General features: G+C 28.8%; 20 protein-coding genes. All 20 read left to right on the top strand.

Going from position 1 to position 18,064, the window contains the following annotated elements; all coding sequences use genetic code 11:
* On the top strand, positions 1-520 hold a 520-nt coding region (locus tag RR409_RS09885; protein ID WP_332557584.1), incomplete at its 5' end, for a hypothetical protein.
* Between the two features lie 24 nt (positions 521-544).
* Positions 545-865 (top strand): hypothetical protein, encoded by a 321-nt coding sequence (locus RR409_RS09880; RefSeq protein ID WP_332557583.1) that lies wholly within the window; start codon positions 545-547, stop codon positions 863-865.
* 217 nt (positions 866-1,082) lie between these two features.
* Positions 1,083-2,525: a hypothetical protein gene (locus RR409_RS09875; protein WP_332557582.1), complete on the top strand. Its 1,443-nt coding sequence runs from the start codon at positions 1,083-1,085 to the stop codon at positions 2,523-2,525.
* A 60-nt stretch (positions 2,526-2,585) separates the two neighbouring features.
* On the top strand, positions 2,586-2,987 hold the full coding sequence (locus RR409_RS09870; RefSeq protein WP_332557581.1) for a hypothetical protein: 402 nt from the start codon (positions 2,586-2,588) through the stop codon (positions 2,985-2,987).
* Between the two features lies 1 nt (position 2,988).
* Positions 2,989-3,522 carry a hypothetical protein gene (locus tag RR409_RS09865; RefSeq protein ID WP_332557580.1) on the top strand — a complete coding sequence of 178 codons (534 nt, stop codon included), beginning with the start codon at positions 2,989-2,991 and terminating at the stop codon, positions 3,520-3,522.
* Between the two features lie 141 nt (positions 3,523-3,663).
* Entirely contained in the window at positions 3,664-4,539 is an 876-nt protein-coding gene (locus tag RR409_RS09860; protein ID WP_332557579.1) for a hypothetical protein, read from the top strand.
* 354 nt (positions 4,540-4,893) lie between these two features.
* The gene (locus RR409_RS09855) at positions 4,894-5,607 is read left to right on the top strand and encodes a hypothetical protein (protein WP_332557578.1); all 714 of its coding nucleotides are present in this window, start codon (positions 4,894-4,896) and stop codon (positions 5,605-5,607) included.
* A 507-nt stretch (positions 5,608-6,114) separates the two neighbouring features.
* The gene (locus tag RR409_RS09850; RefSeq protein ID WP_332557577.1) at positions 6,115-7,095 is read left to right on the top strand and encodes a hypothetical protein; all 981 of its coding nucleotides are present in this window, start codon (positions 6,115-6,117) and stop codon (positions 7,093-7,095) included.
* Positions 7,096-7,137: 42 nt separating this feature from the next.
* The gene (locus RR409_RS09845) at positions 7,138-7,683 is read left to right on the top strand and encodes a hypothetical protein (protein ID WP_332557576.1); all 546 of its coding nucleotides are present in this window, start codon (positions 7,138-7,140) and stop codon (positions 7,681-7,683) included.
* A 108-nt stretch (positions 7,684-7,791) separates the two neighbouring features.
* Entirely contained in the window at positions 7,792-8,565 is a 774-nt protein-coding gene (locus RR409_RS09840; RefSeq protein WP_332557575.1) for a hypothetical protein, read from the top strand.
* A gap of 48 nt (positions 8,566-8,613) precedes the next feature.
* Positions 8,614-9,537: a hypothetical protein gene (locus RR409_RS09835; RefSeq protein ID WP_332557574.1), complete on the top strand. Its 924-nt coding sequence runs from the start codon at positions 8,614-8,616 to the stop codon at positions 9,535-9,537.
* Between the two features lie 183 nt (positions 9,538-9,720).
* Positions 9,721-10,410 carry a hypothetical protein gene (locus RR409_RS09830; protein ID WP_332557573.1) on the top strand — a complete coding sequence of 230 codons (690 nt, stop codon included), beginning with the start codon at positions 9,721-9,723 and terminating at the stop codon, positions 10,408-10,410.
* Positions 10,411-10,424: 14 nt separating this feature from the next.
* Complete coding sequence (locus tag RR409_RS09825; protein ID WP_332557572.1) at positions 10,425-10,949, top strand: hypothetical protein; 525 nt, start codon at positions 10,425-10,427, stop codon at positions 10,947-10,949.
* A gap of 129 nt (positions 10,950-11,078) precedes the next feature.
* Entirely contained in the window at positions 11,079-12,221 is a 1,143-nt protein-coding gene (locus RR409_RS09820; protein ID WP_332557571.1) for a hypothetical protein, read from the top strand.
* A 717-nt stretch (positions 12,222-12,938) separates the two neighbouring features.
* Entirely contained in the window at positions 12,939-13,820 is an 882-nt protein-coding gene (locus RR409_RS09815) for a hypothetical protein (protein WP_332557570.1), read from the top strand.
* 303 nt (positions 13,821-14,123) lie between these two features.
* Positions 14,124-14,276: a hypothetical protein gene (locus RR409_RS09810; RefSeq protein WP_332557569.1), complete on the top strand. Its 153-nt coding sequence runs from the start codon at positions 14,124-14,126 to the stop codon at positions 14,274-14,276.
* Between the two features lie 621 nt (positions 14,277-14,897).
* Positions 14,898-15,449 carry a hypothetical protein gene (locus tag RR409_RS09805; protein ID WP_332557568.1) on the top strand — a complete coding sequence of 184 codons (552 nt, stop codon included), beginning with the start codon at positions 14,898-14,900 and terminating at the stop codon, positions 15,447-15,449.
* A gap of 21 nt (positions 15,450-15,470) precedes the next feature.
* Entirely contained in the window at positions 15,471-16,181 is a 711-nt protein-coding gene (locus RR409_RS09800; RefSeq protein ID WP_332557567.1) for a hypothetical protein, read from the top strand.
* A 534-nt stretch (positions 16,182-16,715) separates the two neighbouring features.
* A complete protein-coding gene (locus RR409_RS09795) occupies positions 16,716-17,195 on the top strand; it encodes a hypothetical protein (protein WP_332557566.1) in 480 nt (159 codons plus the stop codon).
* Positions 17,196-17,279: 84 nt separating this feature from the next.
* Complete coding sequence (locus tag RR409_RS09790; RefSeq protein ID WP_332557565.1) at positions 17,280-17,828, top strand: hypothetical protein; 549 nt, start codon at positions 17,280-17,282, stop codon at positions 17,826-17,828.
* Positions 17,829-18,064: the final 236 nt, after the last annotated feature.

Below are 18,064 nucleotides of genomic sequence, written 5' to 3'. Positions count from 1 at the left end.
GAATAGTAATATTTTAAAGAATAATGATATAATTCCATCTACAGTACAAAGTAAATCATCTAGTAGTGGCTCTTCTAAGGGGCAGGAAGATACTCTATCTTTTCTTGATAAATTAAAAAATATTAATCCTGACATATTTTTAGGAGTTGGCGATTTTATCACTTCGGCAATGGGAATTAATAAGTCTAGTCAGAAGATGAAGGATTCTTTTAAAAAGAAAATGATAGGATCTCAGAAACAGATGCCCATAGAGTTCTATTCTACATATAGAGATAATGGATTATTTAGAATGTATGGAGATCGTATTAATAATATTCGTCAGTTTAAGACAGCTACTAATGATCCAAACCAAGTAACTTCTGAAAGATTAATGAGGGATCAACAAGTTGACCAGTTGGCTAATGAGCGTGATACTAAATTATCTCAGATGGTCGGGGATTTTAACGATAAGCTTTTAGCTCAAAAACAACAGTATTCTAATATGAGAACACAGGTAGCCAATGATAATAAGAATAATTGATATCGTGGACTGGCAGAGATCGATATGGTAGATGCTAATAAAACTGCTCAGCATACACAGAGCATTAAAAATCTTATTCATCAGTTTAGACACGATGCTGCTTTAGATACGAAGGAAGCAGAAGTTGCTCAAAACGCAAGTGCTCAATTAAAAGCTCAGAATTTATATGAAGCCGCACTTAATGATAAATATAGATCTTTATATACTCCAGAGATGCAAACTAAGCATGGGACTTTTGAAACATTTTTGGCTAATCACGATCCTAGAGGAGTTGCTAATATAAGAAATATGTATCAGACTGATTCAGTTATAGATCAGTATAATGCAGGGCGTTCTCATTTATGATGGGGAAGGCCAGATATAAAGCGATATGAAATGCCTTATAGATATGTAACTCAACCTGGAATAGACCAAATTATTGGACATAAGAGTGGTGGTCGTATACAACGATTTAGAAATGTTGGTAAACAGACCTACTTAGATCAACAGAAAGCTATTAATAAAGCGGTTAATGATTTAAATAATAATATTATTAAAATCTTTCTAAAAATGATGTCATAATATGAAGATTAAAAAATATCAAACTGGGGGTATGGTTTATACCCCCTTTTTTAGAGAATCTGTAAGACAGCAATCTGCACAGAGACCAATAAATGCTACTACAAATGGCGATAAAGATAACTCGATTTTACAGAAAGAAATTATAAATATATTAAAGGAAAATGGTTTACCTAATGATGTAGAATATTTTCTATCTAAAGCTGATGTATTTTTAAAAAAATCTAAGAATTTAGGATCATTATTTGATACTGGAAAAAGCTCATCTTATGATATGTCTGATTTAATAAGAATACAATCATTAGCAAATAGAATTAAACATAATAATGCACTTCATAAGCAGGCAAGTGACCAAATTATTACAGAAGGATCTGGATCTGAGGCAGCAATGACTAATACTGGAGATTTATATGTATACGACGAGGATCAAAATGTAAAGACTATTAGTTTGAAAGCTTATCATAAAAATTCTAATAAATATACTATACTTACAAACTCAGAATTAATGCTACGTAGAGAGGAACAGCGTGAGTTAGCATATAATAGTTCTGTATTAACAGATCTTTCCAATACTGTGGGTATGAAATCTATTATAGACTATGTAAAGTCTACAATAGGATCATTTGGAACTAATAAATCATCAAATCAATTAGATAAGTATACTTCTAAACAAAAGGGTATGATAGAAAAAGGATTTGAAGAATTACTTGGATTTAATACTCCTGATGGAGTTTATAAAGCTACGGGATCATCTGCAATATCAAATCAAGGATATTCTGATGACAATAGTTTAAACGCTGCAACTAACTATTTATATAGGACGTTACCAAATAATATGAAAAATGTTTTACGAGCTAATGCGGCTGCTAATGGATTAGATCCTAATAATGCTAACGATGTACAAAATTTATTAACTGACGCTATTAAGGAGCATACAAGTCATAGTGTAGATACTACTCAGAAAATAGATTACGAATCTGGATTAAGTTCAGAGTCTAATACGAAAAAATCATCATCGCCTTCACAAGTTGCTCTTCCTTTTGGTGCTTCTATGCAGAGAAATACTGGGGAGATTAGAACAAACGGATGGGTCCTTCCTGGTGGAAATGTTCATTTTGATTTACCTACATATTGGTATGATGCTAGAACTATAGACAATAAAGCAGTTCCTGGAATAACTAGTGCCATAGACTCATATCAGAATTTACGTGACCATGGGGTTGTAGATACTAGGGGCACAGTAACTTTTGGTGGAATACCTATTGATCAAATAACTTCTCAAGGCAATGAAATTATTGTTGATAATTCTAAGGGAATGGGTGTGGCATATCTTCCAGTAGACAAATCTGGTAATATAGATATGAGTATATTTACAGTTATGACTGGGATTCAAAAACAAATAATAGATGATAGAATTACAGACATGGCTAAAATTAGAGAGATATGAGAAAATAATGGATTTCAATATGATGTCGAGAAGAAAGTAGGAGTTCCTCCAGACAGCCCTTTGAAAAGATTTGCACTTCAATCTGCTTATACTAGTACAAAAGGACAGATTGATAAACGCACTCTAAAATCAGCTCCAATGCTTTCTAGTATTCCTGATGATATTTATGATAATATTATTAGAAGCTATAATAATAATTCTAATAATAAACAAAAGATTGATGATACAGGATGGTTTGGAACAGCGTTTCAGGGAATTTTACTTATACCCCTGAATGATAATGAAAATGCATCAAATGTTGCAGGTGGAATAGCTTATACTAATAAACCTGATGCTGATTTAGTTAAGGCTAGACAAGACGCAGCACGTCAGGCAGGTGTATATGATCCAAATACTGGAATATATAATAGAACAATTAACGGAATGTCAGCTAATGGGGTGACTTCATCTAGTTTAGATTAACATGGATAATAAAACAAATGATTGGTTTGCAGCGAGATTAATGAATATCGACAAACCTGTAGAGTTTCTTATAAGCGAAGGTATTGATGCAACAAACTCAGAAATGCAGGATAAAGATTTTTATAAGAGTAAGCCAAAAGTACAAGAAGCTTTTAAACACGAGAACGGTGGGTTTGATAAAGATAAATATGATAAGTTCTACGATGATATCTCTTTAGAATTTACCTATTTAAATTCTATTGATACAGAAAATTTTATTCTTAATGCATATGAAAAATCTGGTTCAAATTTCTCTACAGATTTTGGGACAGTAGTAAATCCTAAGATAACCACTAGTGCAGTTACAAATCCACAAGACCTATCATTTGGTTTAATTAATACTAATGAGTGGTCTTTACCTACCAAGAGCATTAGAGAATCAGCTCAGAAAAATCAATATTTTGATAAGGATACTGGAAAATGGTCAGATAAAACAGTTAATGAGTCAGGCGCACTTGGACTACTTAGTGATAAACCATTAGTTTATGCGACATGAAATTCTGATGGAAAACATATTGATCAATTTTCAGGAAAAGAAGAGTCTCATAAAAAAGATGAATGAAAAACAGATGAATTTGGTAATTTTTATGCCGAGACAGTTAGTAATGAAGATTCTATAGGTAAGCAGTTTGTAACTATGAGTGAAGTACTTACTGATGATGAAAGCCCTTGGAATAAAATTGATGTTTTTGATTCAGATAATATAGATTCAAATATAGCTAGAACTCTTATTAAGGGCACTGCATTAGTTGGGGCCTCTGTTTTATTTCCTACCGTAGGGAGTACTTTATTTTATACCACAGCGTCTGTTAACTTAGCTAGAGTATTACCGCAAATTAGTAAATCTTTACTTGCTTTTTTTGGAACCGAGGATTTTGATACTTTAAATAAATGGGATAACTCAATGCGAAAGTATGGAGGGTCTTCCTCAGACTATTCTCAGGAGCACTTCTTTAGTTTGGAAAATATTCTTAATATGGCAATTGATTCATATATGCAACTTGGAACCCAAAGAGCTATTGCTCAGATACCTCAAAAATTAGGAATTGGAAGTAATGCTGCTAAACAAATGGCAGCGGCTGAAGGAATGCAGAGAATAAAGTTAGCACAATCTGGAAAGGTATCACAAGAAGTTATAGAAGCATTAACAAAAGGTACAGATGTGTATAGAAATGCAAGTAAGGTGTTTAATAACGCATCTAAAGTGAGTACTGCTATATCTCGTGGTTATTTAGTGGCTACATCTGTAGAAGATGTATATAATAGTGCTAAATCTTATGGGTTTGACTCACAAACCGCTGGATTTATTTCTTTAGCTACATATGCTGGTATAGGTACACTTTTTCAAACAGATTATTTTAGAGGTATGCTTACTAATTCCTCTGATTATGAAGTAGCTAGAGATATTAAACTACTAACAAGACAGTGGTTAAAGAATAGTTCTGAAGCGATAAAGAAAGATTTATCTACTGCAACATCTGAAGTAGTTAAGCAGTCTAAGTTAAAATATTGAGGGAACTCTATTCTAAATCATGTAAAAAAACATGTTGAAGATGTATCTTCTGGAAAATTTGGAGTAGTTAGTGGAGCTATTAATGAGGGATTAGAGGAAGTAGCTGAGGAAGTTACTCAAGATCTATCATATCAGATAGGTAAATCTTGGCAATCTATAAAAGAATTATACACAGGGAATACATATAAGAATGAATATAGCTATGCATCTACCGACCCTTTAGCGAGATATGGTATGTCTTTATTTGGCGGTGCAATGGGTGGTGCTATATTTAGATTATCTGATAGATTTCATTTTCAGAAAAATGCATATAGCAATTGAAAAGATATGATGGGAGGTGATAACTCTCAACTTATGAAAGAACTTATCTATCATGTATCACAGGGGCATACTAGTACTATTATAAAACAGATAGATAAGTTGCAGGAAAGTTCAGTTTTGAGCTCTTCAATATCCGCATTTACTGGACAGGCTACTACAAATATCGATGAATCGCAAAATCATGTTATCTTTAATATGTTTAAGAAATCAATTAATGATATTGATTCTTTCTTAAATAATAATAATTTAGCTATTGATTATGATCGTTTTGGAGATATAGAATTATTAAAAGGAGTGCGTACAGCTTGGTTAACATCTGCTGCATCTAATGGTAAAGGGATACAAAATTCATTATTTGAAGATTATCAGAAACGAGTTACTGAAATTATAAATCTTAATAACGATATTCAATCTAAAAGACTTGGTTTATCGGATAATGCTAAGCAGGAAGAGATCGACGTAGTAAAAACTGAGACTTCAAAACTACAAAAAGTATTAGACTTTAAAATTGAACAAGTACGTAAGTTAGTAGATGGTAAAGATGAGTCTTATATAGGGCGTTTAATGCTAGAAACCAATAAAGATATTTTAGATAAGATTGTTCCGACAAGTAAAGAAGGCCTATCTAAATACTTGTATGGAATAGAATATTTAAATTTGCCAACTATTTATAAGAATGAAATAGATAAGAGAGTAGCTGATGGCGGAGAATCGGGACTTACTGAAGTTAACTATATGTCTGCATGAAACATATATAAAAGTATTTCTGGAGATGAGTCTCTTAGAAAGACATTTGGAAATATAGATAAAACTTTTAATAAGTTTATCTCCGTTGATACTTTATCACATGAAGATTTAAAAGAGTTTTTAGTTGCCGTGGAGGCTTTTAAAACACTTGAGCCTCTTTGAAGTGAGTCTCAAGTACTTAATCTTTTTTATAAGTCTAAAGGAATAGATACTCCAGTATTTGATTTTCAGGATGATGGGGTTATAGAGCCTGATCTTACTAATAGTAATTTTATAAATGATGCTGACGAACTCTATAGTTCTTGGGAAAATATATCAAAGAGTGCTTTTGATAAAATAAACGAAGATCCTTCTATCGTAGATACGTGAATACATGAATATAATTCAGGGTCAACAAATAAAAATCTTACTACTTCTGAAGCTTTTTCACTACTTACTCGTGAGCTTTCTAGAGATAGATTTAATAGTATTATTACCAGTATGTATAATTCTTTAGAAGGTGATCCTATGAACTTTGGTTTAGGTCTTCAAGGTAGAACTATGATATCTTCTAAAGATATAGATTCTTTAATTAACAGTATAAATAGCAAAGTAGACGGTATCGATAATATAAATTTAATAATGCAGCAGTATGGTCTTTTTAAATCTCAGGGAAATAAATATTTTATGTCTTCAGAAGTTAATAAATCCTTTGCAAATTTAAAAGATATACTTAGTTTAACAGAATCTATTTCTGAAGGTAGTGATGAAAATAGACATGTAGATATTATAGATATTCCTTTTGGCGCAAATAATTATCTTAATAAGGCTTTTAAAGAAAAAGGTATTAATTTAGAATTATCTCAGGTTTCTTCTAATACGGTTTCTGCAATTAAAGATAGAATTAACTATCTTAAGGATCTTATTGATTTACTAAAAGATGCTGATATTAAAAATAAGGGAGCTGTAATTACTACTGAGAAAAAAATAGGTATTAAGCATTCAGAGTTTAAGATTAAAACGATACAAGCCTTATTAGAAAGTCCAAATACTTCGCAAGAGTTAAAAGATAAACTTAAAGAACTTGATTTTACAATAAGTAGACTTGAAGATATAACTACTGATGATGATTATATTCAAGTTTCATCTAACTATAGAAATATTATATTACAATTTGAAAGAGAATTTTTTAATTACTGGAGTTCATTAGACGATGTTAAGAAAGTTGATTTTATAAAAAATATAACAACTGTATTTAATAAGAATTTAATATATGATACTGGAGCTCTTAGTGCTGATATTATTTCCGAAGAAGGCGAAATCTTAAATGATAGTACATCTTATATGTATTTATTAAGTTGTTCATTTGGTAACTCGGATATTGTCACAAAAGAGTATAAAGATAGTATACAAAATAGTAATATGTTTCCATTTGATTCTCAAGAGGATATTATTTTAACGGTTAGTAAATTCTTGCTTAGAGATTCTAAGGATGATATTAAATTATGAGTAGATACTATACTATCGGATACTGGTGCTATTGAAAAGGGGTTGACTAAACTTTATAGAGCAATTAAATTGGTATGCTCTGGAGGAACAGGAAAAACTTCAGCATTATTACCTGGAATTTTTAATATCATTTCTAAGGTTATTCCAAATAAAAATGTTATATTTGCATCTAATACAAATGATCAAATAATAGCGATTAATGCTAATATAAGTAATGTAAATTCTATTCTTATCTCAGATATTTTAAATGACTCTATTAATAAAGATTCATTTAAGTCTAAATATGAGAATAGTATTATATTTATTGATGAATGTACTAATATTGATATATCAGATCTAAAAGTATTAGATAACTTATCTACTGCGTATAATGTTGATATTGTTTATTTGGGGGATGTTAAACAGCATAGTAATGGTATTAGTATTGATGGGTGTGTATGTACTATGACTAATCAGCTTACCGAGTCTAAACGCTCTAGTACAGATATTTCTAGACGTAATAATAATATATTTGAGAAATTATTTAAGCAAAATAGTACTGGAACTCCAGATCTTAATCCATTAGTATTGGATAATTTTACATATTGAGAGTCTTCTAATACAATAGAAGGCGTTAAATTTGAAGATACTAGAGTACTTACTAATGAATTTATAGAGAATTTCTATAATAAATACAATCTTACCCCTGAAACAAAAATGTTGATATTTAGTAATAATTTAAGTACTATAAATATTAATAATTTATCGAAAAAATATAATATTACTTTTGCAGATAATTTTGCTAATATTCAAGGTATAGAATGGGATTATGTACTTACTGATATTAATTTAAATGTTGTAGGAGACGGCAAATCATTAGATTATTTACAAATATATGGTCAATTAAAGGATATATACACTCTATTTACTCGATATAAACATGGTCTAATATCTCTTCAACCATTAGTATTAAAAGATCTTACTCCTAATACTAAAGGTTTATATATTGCAGATTCAACTCATAATGAGTTATCAATTTTTTCGCCAGTAGAGAGCGGGATTATTAATAATAAAGAAGCCTTACAGCAATTTATTGATTATAAGTATAAAGTATTAAACAATATAAATCTTATTGATAAGGAATTACCTATAACTGAAGATGAGCTAGATGTTTCTAGTAAATCTAATGTGGTTCAAAAACCATTTAAATCATCATTGGCGCAAGTAGCTAGTGGTTTTTTATTAAAAAAGAACTTTACAGATGAATTTATACAGGAGATTGGTGTATCAAAAGAACAATATGGAATTGTAAGAAATATCTTATACTCAATGCTTACTACAGATAGTTCTGATTCTTTAAGAGATAAATTACCAGAATTATTAAGAAATGGTAAATTCTTAATAAAGATAGAATATTCTACAGTTAAAGATTTATATGATATGGGAAACTTATATAGAGATGATAAAAGTCTAAGAGGAGTTCATCCATGAATTGTATATCATATAGATGGTTACGATAATAAAGATATTTATCTAGGGATGTTCCAAAATACGGAAACTTCTCAAGTAAATAACTCTAATATGTCACATACTAGTTTTATTATAAATAGTCTTACAAGTAATAGTTTGCCTAGTACTGCTCCAAGATATTATGAGATTTCAGATAAATTAAATATATCAAGGTCTGCAAATATTATTGATATTCAAAATAAAGAGACTGACTCAGGAGCTCATATAGGACTTACTTATATAGATGGAAAGATTATAGGTACTAACATTAATGGATCAGACCAACGCATAGATTTTCTAGAAACATCCCTATCTATCTACTTTAGACGGGGAAATGAGAATATTGTTAAAGTAAATAGTATTCTTGATGAGTTAAATAATCTTCGTACGTTATATTCTAAATTTTATGATTTAAGTCTCACGAAAGGATTATATACCACAGATGTAGAATCTATAAAAGAATTACTACACTATAATCGTAAAGATAATAAGTGGGATGCCAGAGGGGTTCCTGATCTGGAGGATAAGTTTGTAATTTTTACAAAGTTACAAATGGGGGATAAACAAAATTCACAGTCTGCATATCTACAAAATTCTTCTAATAGTTATCTTATAACATTACGAGAAAAATCAAAACAGATAGTAGATATTATTCAAATTTTAGAAAGTGCTGCAACGGATGACTTTAAAAAAGAGAAAATAGATGAAATTTTATCAAATAGAATATTATTTGATAGTGTTCCGATATCTTTTGATCCAGATTTAAGTACCGATATAGAATCTTTTAAAGAGGCTATTGATAATATTACGTATGATACTTTTATGGGAGACCAAAGAAGTCGTAAATCATATAATGACGCGATAACGCATCAATTTGGGAATGTACTTCGTAGAATAGCTGCATTAGTTAAGTATGGTGATCAACTGAAATTAGCTAATAGTAGTGTATCATGATTCGATAATAAAGATTTATCATCAATAAAAATGCTTTGAAATAAATATAAAGATTCTTTAATAAATGCATATAGGAAATGGACAGAATTATCAGATATTAATGAAGACTCTTTACTGTCGTTTTTAACAGAAACTTTTACAAAATCGTACTCTGGAAAACATCAGGAAACTGTGCCTATATTTATGAATAATAATTCACATTTGCTGCAAACTTATGAATTTAAACAATTTCTTCAAGAAGTATATTTAAGTAAGACATGGCCAATAATGGCTGGAAAGTTAAATACTCTTAAATATTTTAATCAAAGTCCTGAAGTGAATGTTATGTTTGGTGGCCACTTGTTTCCTCATATTATAAAAGATAATGGTATAAATATACTTACTAAAGGAGACGCTCTTACTATTCCAAATAAGGCAACGTTTATTATAAATTCTAAAGTTATTCAGCAGGGAAGAATATTTATATATGGAGATGATTCTATAAGTACAGAAGATTTTAAAGAGTACTCTAAACAAAGTAATAGTATGGAAAACAAGGCTATTAAACCTATAACTATTAAAAAATCAAAGATTAGTACTAATAAAACTAAGTTTAAAAAGGAGTTACTTAATATTGGAAGAAATAGTGGAAAAAGAATAGCTCTAGAAGATAGACAGAGTCTAGGAGATTTAATAGAGCAAATAGGTAAGAATGATAATGATAATGATAATGAGAAAATTATTAAAGATGCTATACTTCAGTTTGCTAAAGATGGAGATTTTAATATTTTCTCTAATGTCGTTAAGAGTTTAAGTCAAACTACCCCAGAGCAAGTAAAAATACTTCTTGATAATATCTTAGCGATAATTACTAATTATATAGATTTATGTTAATTAAATTTTAGTTTATGACTGGATGCGAAACAGATCTTTTAATAGATCTAAAAAGAAAAATTAATTCTACTGTCTCAGAGAGAACGGTTATAAACGATGCTGCAAAATCTATAGCGAGTCAAACTGGACTTGCTATAGATTTTGTTGAAGACCGTCTCTCTACTCTTTTACAAGAAAACACACAAAGTAATAAGACTGCCCCATTAAAAAACATTAAAGAGTTTTTCAGGGTTGGTAAAGTTAATAACATTGAGGCTTATACAAAAGTAAAAAGGGAGGTTAGACGTAGAGTTATATCTGAAATATTAAATGGTAATAACTCTTTAGTAAGAACAAATAAAGATGTTAATAACGTATTATTTGCACTACAGAGAAGAGCTACTCGTGGAATAAACTTAAATGGAAGTCTTGTATCCCCATTAGCCTATTATATAAATATGACTCAGAATGATGATGTTTGGTTACATACATTAAATAATACATCTATTATATCTCAATATTTACTTTCTGCTTATTTACCAACAGTTATTGAAAGCTGAATCTCTGATTTAGTTAAATATGATATAAATACTCAAAAGTATTCCCTAGTAGTAGATTCTCATATAAGACAAGATTGAGGAGATAATCCTGAGAATGAAGAAGCTCAACTAAACAGCTTATTAGAAACAATGTGTAAAGCCACAGTTCTATATAAGTTTAATACTTTAGGAGAAGTTGAGAAGTCATATGATAATACATATCTAACAAAGAATTCATTCTTTGCAGCTATGAATTATGAAATTAAAAATATGTCTCATGATGTATATGTTAAGTATATAGAAGATCCTTATACACTTATAGATTACCTTATTAATAAATATAAAGATATTGGGGCGCATTCTATATTAGAGGAAAATATTACACATAGTATTGTTTATACATGGCTACATAATGATTTTGGTGATACTAATTTTTATAAAAATGCTGTGGCCGAATTATCTGAAACTTCGGGATATAATCTATTAGACATTATAGTTAAGAACTCTAATAAGTTTACTATAAACTCATATATAGAGTATAATCTATCTGAGGCGGAATCTATATTAACATTATCTATGGATGAGAATAGTAAAGAATATTCTAGACTAACCGACAATATTACTTTAAGCGCTAATGATTTAGATGTCTCAGTATTAAATTCTATAATTTTAAAAGATTCTAAAAGTAAATACTATTTAAATAATAATTATAAATTATCAGATTTAGAAAAAGCTTGTAAATATTTTTTTGGCCCTAATATTGTAGTTGATGAATCTAATAGTACTTTATTTCAATTAGCACTTATGCAGATTATTGATTATAGAAACTCTAATTCTGAGAATGATTTTATGAGTTTCTTAAAAAGTGATTCAGATAGAGCAAAGGCTATTTTATCTATAATGAATAATATAAATGCATATAATCCATATTCAATTACAGGTACTGTAAATAATAAGTTAAATATTGGACTTCCAACAATAGGCCTTGCTTCAGTAGCTAGTACTATTGAGGAAAATATCTATAGAAATAGATCTCGAAATAAAAGATTAAAAGAAGAATATGAATATGCTAAAAGTTTAAATCAAAATATTATTATACCAACTGCTCCATACGAGCATACAATATTATATAATCATAAGAAGAATGGATTTAATAATATATTTTTAGGCACTGTTTATCGAACTACAATGTCAAAGGAGATTAATAAAGAAATAATTATTAAAGATACCAATGATTTAAGTATTTCTGAAGCTTTTTATTTAACTATCTATCAGGATTTTTTAAATAAATGAGAATCTTCTGGAGATGAGGTTGTTAGAATAGAAGCTATTACGCCTTCCGATAAGCCTAAAATTCCTTTATTTGAATTTAGTACTAGAGTATTAAAATCTATATATGGAGTAGATAATAAAACTATTGAAAATACTACTATAAATCAACTTAAAGCAATATATGGTCAATATTTATTAAACTCTTTAAATGATTTTATTCAAGTATTGGAGATTCCAAATATATCATTAATAAGTAATATTAATGATATTTACGTAGAGGATCTTATTAGTCATGTGGAAAATATAAATAACTGATTAAAAGCTAATAATATTACAAAAGATATTATCTATACTAATACTTTTAATTTTAATAATAAATATAGAGTTAATAAAAATATTGCAGAGAATCATGATTTTGTAATAATTAATGGTGATATACAAATATCTTCATATTTAGTTGAGACTGTAAAATTACTAAATTCAGAGAATCCTTTTGATCAGATATACTTAAACTTTTTACAGAATCTTCCAGAAAATAATGAAGCTTTAAAACTTTATAACTATAAAGGACTAACTGATGAAGCAAAAAACTCTAATTTATATACGTATTTTTTATTAAAAAATATATTATCAGATAATATTTTAGTAAATACCGTAGGACTTCCACTATCTCATAAGGCTAAAGGAGATGATTTTTATTCAAAAGATTCATCTGCTCAGATTACTATGGTTAAACGTATGGTGGCATTAACTGCAACTACACATGCGTGTTTACCAACAGCTCTTAGTGGTCTTAGTAGTAAGATTAATATGATGACTGTGAGCAATGATGTTGCTGAAATGTTTGCATACTCTGGTAATGCGACATCTGGAAATGGATTTAAATCTAAGTTAGAGATATCGGATGGGGCTATGTTTTCTTTAAGATTTGTTGATAATCTTTTAAAACAGTCTATTACCGATACTAAACCTAAAGGAATTGATTTAAAATTATTACTACATAGTTTAGATCCAGAGAAAGCCTCGGCATATCTATCAAAGTTAGCAAGCTTTGGTATTGATAATGCTATGTTACGAACTTTTGGGGATTATAATCTTCAAAAAGTTGGAGGTATAAATGCTAGAACTTTTATGGAGCTATCTACTAAGTTGGCAACATTTAGAACTAATTCATTTAATAGTGACGGATTATTAATTGATTATAATGGTAATGAACTTGAGTTTGATATTTTTGTAAATATTGATGGAGATATATATGAAATTACTGATATTAGATTTAGTAATAATAAATTCTTTGCCACAAAGATCGCTCCTACTGGAACGAAAACAGATATTGGGCCAGTAGATAATAATTTATATGATTTTTGGAGATTTATATTAGGAGGCGAATTTAGCAGTGACGCTAGTGGAATTTATGGTGAGCAATCTCAGGATCAACTTAGTGAAATTCTTAATAAAGTTGGTAATAAAATTAATGATAATGTTATGTCTCAAAAGAATGTAGATCAATACTTAAAGAAGCAAGTTACTCATTATTTTTGTACAGAGTCTGCTCAAAAATCTACAAAAGCGCCAGTAGTAAATCTTTTGAACGCGTTAGAAGACCCGAATAAAGCATGAACTATTAAATTAGATATTGATAACTTTGGTATTCAATTAGATGCGGATCATGACGCAGCAGATGCATCTATTCGTGAGATTACTCAGCTAATTTCTTTTATAACTGAGAATGGGTATGTTCCAAATACTGTAAAAAGTATTTATAGAAACTTAGCACGTCTTATACATATTTTAGGAGAAAAGACATTTATAGATATTGAGAATATTTCTAATCCTATAATTAGAAAAGAAGCCGCTGCTAAACTTGATAGTGTCTTTGCTAAAAGAATAGAGAGAGTTCTTACAAACCCAAATGAAAATGTTATGGGGCTTGTTAATGAAATAATGGCGGAACTTCAAAATTTAGGAAGCAACTATAAGGATGGAATAAAACCTCCATATAGTGATCATCAGATGCTTGGTAAACTTCATACTACTGTAGGATCTTATTTAAATAAGTTTATATCTAGAAACTGAACAGGTCGTGGAGATGTATTAGTTCCATCTCATAATATGTTTATGTTATATGAAGATGATGATAATATTAAGTTTATGTTTAATGATTTTAAATATAATGATGATGGGTCTAAAACTAAAGCTCCTGAATATTTACATAATAAGGTATGAAACATTGATCTTAACGGTAATGAATCTTTAAAACCTGAGTATATTGCAACACATACAGTGTCTCCTTATGAAGTTATGCCTGTTGATGTATATTATCGTATTAATCCTAATACAAATATACCTTCAGTTGTTATTATTAACACTTGATTTGATTTAAATAATGTTACCGATGAAATATTATCTGGAATTACTTATGTAAAAGCCATAGATCTTCCTAGAAACTTAAGATCAAAAAGAGCCTTTATAGATCTTATAATAGATAATAAAGTAGTACGTGTAGGATTATATCATTTAAAAACTTTTCAGGAAATAGCAAAAGTGGGGAATGCTTTAGATAGTGATTTGCTATATAAAGATAATGTGTGAAGTAAAGATAAACTTATATCACATAAAAAGCAACTTCAACTACATTGAGAAAATGTAGTATTAAAGGCTATTGATGAAAGAAACATAAATGTTATTTCTGACGAATTGCCTAATAATATTACTAATAGTGTTCCAACAAATGTCTCCTATGTAGTATTTAATGAGGAGCGGGCAACAACAAACTATTATAGTAATAAGTTTGGAATTAAAGATATGAACTTCTCAGAAATTCAGCAAAGAAAAGCTAATTACTTTAAGGAAAATCTATTAGTTAAATTTGACGATATTGGAGTTAATTATGATTATCTATTATACGCATCAAGTGGAGATCCAACATTAATATATGAAAATTCTAATACAGATTTTAATGGATATATTAATAGTACAGCTATTGTAGATGAAGACGGATATCGTATAGATAACAATGGGGATCAAATGTATAAATGGCCTAATAATGCTAGACTATTAGTATATAAATATGGAAATAGAAGTGCTGACGTTATTGTAACTAAGGATATAGAGACTATAATAGATGATGATTTTTTTATACTATATAGATCTAAGAAAAATATAAATCGTAAGAATTTTTATAATCTAAATAATGGAAATCAAGATATTATATTTAATGCTTTAGCACAAGCACAATATGAATCTTGAGAAAAGACTAATACTGCAATAATGGCACGTATTCCATCTCAGTCTTTGGCTTTTGCCATGAATATTGATACTATAGCATATTTACCATATTATAATAATATATCTTTTGTACCAAATCAACAGGTATTTTTACAGGGAAGTGATTATGATATTGATAAAGCTTACTGTATTATGAGTGCGTTAGGATATAATGGAATATATAAGTATTTTAATAGTGGTAGTCTTAGTGTAGAGGAAGATTTAAAAGTTGAAGATCTTACTGATACTGAGTTGGAACTGAATGAAGATATTGCAAAACTTGTATTTGATAACTTAGAGTCAGATCTATCAGTAGATACTTTACAACTTGCCACATCTATTAATAATATTATAGGAAATAGTACAATTAGAGTTAATAAAGATTTTATTATAAATACTTTATCTACTAATATTGTTCAGTCTCGGAATGATGATGCCAGATTCTTAGGAATAGCTCGTAAAAATAAAATACAAGTAGAGGAGAAATTAAATAAAATTATTAATAATATTAAGTTAGAATTATTTGCTCTTCATGGGCTAAGAAATTCTAAAAAGGATCAACAAGATTCTGTTCAGAATTATATTCTTGAGAGCATTAAAGATGTATATAATAGTCCAAAAACATTATCTGCATCTACTAATCCTACTACTATGGAGCCTATTAATAGTGCCGTAAAAGATTTAAATTTAGAGGGAGTTCTTCGTAATCATTGAGATCCGTCAACAGATATTTATATAAATCAAAGTACTTCTGTAGGTAAAGTTGATATTGGTATTTCTGCTGTTGCGCAAAAGGCTTTTTATGCAATTACATATTATAATGAACTTAAATATGAGAATAATCAAAGTCTACTTAATATTATAAATATTAATTTACCTAAGGACTGAGTCTACGATAGAAAATCTATATTTAGTCTTGGTTTTGCAGGATCTAAAGTTAATGAGGCTACTCTAAAGGCGTTAAATGACTGAATAGTAACTCAAAAAGTAGTATTTAGTTATGGAAAACTTTCTGTATATACAAGTAATAATGTATATTTTATAATCGAAGAAGATGAGTTGAAGAATAAGTTTATATATTATGGTCAAAGTATTACTGATAATTATAGTAATATTATTGAGACTAAAGGTTATCCAGCGTTAAAGAGTTATTTAAAATGAGTTAAAGTTGGTGATAATCTATGTGATTTTATAGCTACAACAATAAATGCAAGCTTTATATCATCAGCTACAGATAATGCAAAAGAGATGAAACTCGATCTTTTAAATGCTTCGCCTGAAATTTTACCTATATATGAGTATTTTCTATCTATAGGAATTCCACCGACAACTGCAGCAAAGATTCTTACAGATCCTATTATACCTAAGTTAGTATCTTTATCTAAAGGAAATTTATTTAAAAATGCTATTTCTAGTGGTGGCGTTTCATCTATTTTAAATACTAGTTTATCTAGTTTAGCTACTAAACTTTTTGAAAATGGAGGTACTCAGGCAGAGATAAATAAAATTATCGATAAACTTAAAATATATAGAAAATTATTTAAGGGAGCTAGAGAGTTAACTTCTATTGGTACTACTCTTGGTATTAATGGAGGTATAGATGTTGTTCTTGGTGCCCCACTATTATACCAACTTAATGTGGAATATAATATTAAGAAACTTAGTGGCGTTCCTAAAAATTTCTCAGCAGAAATATTTTTTAATAATTTAGCATATGCAGAGAGTTGAATACAAATATTAGAAAGAAATAAGACTAATTATAATTTATTAGATATTATATATTCTGTTCCTCATTATAAAGCAATGTTTGAGGTGCCTTTTCAGTTTAAAAACATTATGCAGGTTTTATCTAAAGATATTGATAATACATATACATCTATCTATAATAGTTTAAAATATAAATATAAGATAGATGAAGATGTTGTACGTCAAGTTCTTAGGGTATTTAATGATCGTAAGATTTTTGAATATTTTAGAGATAGTCCCTTTACATATGTTTCTAATATAGCATTACAGCAAAAGGTTAATAACGGGTATAAGATGTTAACAAAATTTGAGGAAATAATGTATAATGATCCTATAATGTTATCTACAGATTCTGTAGAAGGTTTAGTTACATTAAAAAAACATATTGAGAATGTTATAATTCCAGCATTAAAACGAGACTTTTCTAATAATGAATTTGTCAAGAATTTAATATTTAATAGTCAGTTTAATACATTATTCGCTGAAAGAGTTGGAGCTTATGGGTCTAGAATTAATTTATCTGATAATCAATATGAGGATGTAACAGCTATGATTAAATATGAGTTTTATAAAATACAATATGAAACTATTGCTGGTCATTCTATATTTGATTGAATGTTTATATATGATTTACTTAATTATAAGCATACTATAAATAGAAATTCATTCTCTATTCTTTTTGATGGTAATATTGATTTTAATAATCCCAATAATTTAGTAACCAAATGAATTAAGTTTGTAAATCAGTATGATAGCTTAGATATAAACTATCCAACACTTTTAGAGTTATCAAGTATACCTACTTTAGTTCCATTAAAGACTGATGAAAATCCTGAGGATGATATGAATAT

The organism is Clostridium sp., assembly GCF_036642255.1.
GTDB lineage: Bacteria > Bacillota > Clostridia > Clostridiales > Clostridiaceae > Clostridium_J.
This window is presented reverse-complemented; position numbering and strand designations above follow the sequence as displayed.

Excerpts from the sequence above, each read along its gene's own strand:
- RR409_RS09880 (WP_332557583.1), top strand. The coding sequence starts at position 545 with ATGGTAGATGCTAATAAAACTGCTCAGCATACACAGAGCATTAAAAAT.
- RR409_RS09875 (WP_332557582.1), top strand. The coding sequence starts at position 1,083 with ATGAAGATTAAAAAATATCAAACTGGGGGTATGGTTTATACCCCCTTT.
- RR409_RS09865 (WP_332557580.1), top strand. The coding sequence starts at position 2,989 with ATGGATAATAAAACAAATGATTGGTTTGCAGCGAGATTAATGAATATC.
- RR409_RS09860 (WP_332557579.1), top strand. The coding sequence starts at position 3,664 with ATGAGTGAAGTACTTACTGATGATGAAAGCCCTTGGAATAAAATTGAT.
- RR409_RS09855 (WP_332557578.1), top strand. The coding sequence starts at position 4,894 with ATGAAAGAACTTATCTATCATGTATCACAGGGGCATACTAGTACTATT.
- RR409_RS09850 (WP_332557577.1), top strand. The coding sequence starts at position 6,115 with ATGAACTTTGGTTTAGGTCTTCAAGGTAGAACTATGATATCTTCTAAA.
- RR409_RS09840 (WP_332557575.1), top strand. The coding sequence starts at position 7,792 with ATGTTGATATTTAGTAATAATTTAAGTACTATAAATATTAATAATTTA.
- RR409_RS09835 (WP_332557574.1), top strand. The coding sequence starts at position 8,614 with ATGTTCCAAAATACGGAAACTTCTCAAGTAAATAACTCTAATATGTCA.
- RR409_RS09830 (WP_332557573.1), top strand. The coding sequence starts at position 9,721 with ATGAATAATAATTCACATTTGCTGCAAACTTATGAATTTAAACAATTT.
- RR409_RS09825 (WP_332557572.1), top strand. The coding sequence starts at position 10,425 with ATGACTGGATGCGAAACAGATCTTTTAATAGATCTAAAAAGAAAAATT.
- RR409_RS09820 (WP_332557571.1), top strand. The coding sequence starts at position 11,079 with ATGTGTAAAGCCACAGTTCTATATAAGTTTAATACTTTAGGAGAAGTT.
- RR409_RS09815 (WP_332557570.1), top strand. The coding sequence starts at position 12,939 with ATGGTGGCATTAACTGCAACTACACATGCGTGTTTACCAACAGCTCTT.
- RR409_RS09810 (WP_332557569.1), top strand. The coding sequence starts at position 14,124 with ATGGGGCTTGTTAATGAAATAATGGCGGAACTTCAAAATTTAGGAAGC.
- RR409_RS09800 (WP_332557567.1), top strand. The coding sequence starts at position 15,471 with ATGGCACGTATTCCATCTCAGTCTTTGGCTTTTGCCATGAATATTGAT.
- RR409_RS09795 (WP_332557566.1), top strand. The coding sequence starts at position 16,716 with ATGAAACTCGATCTTTTAAATGCTTCGCCTGAAATTTTACCTATATAT.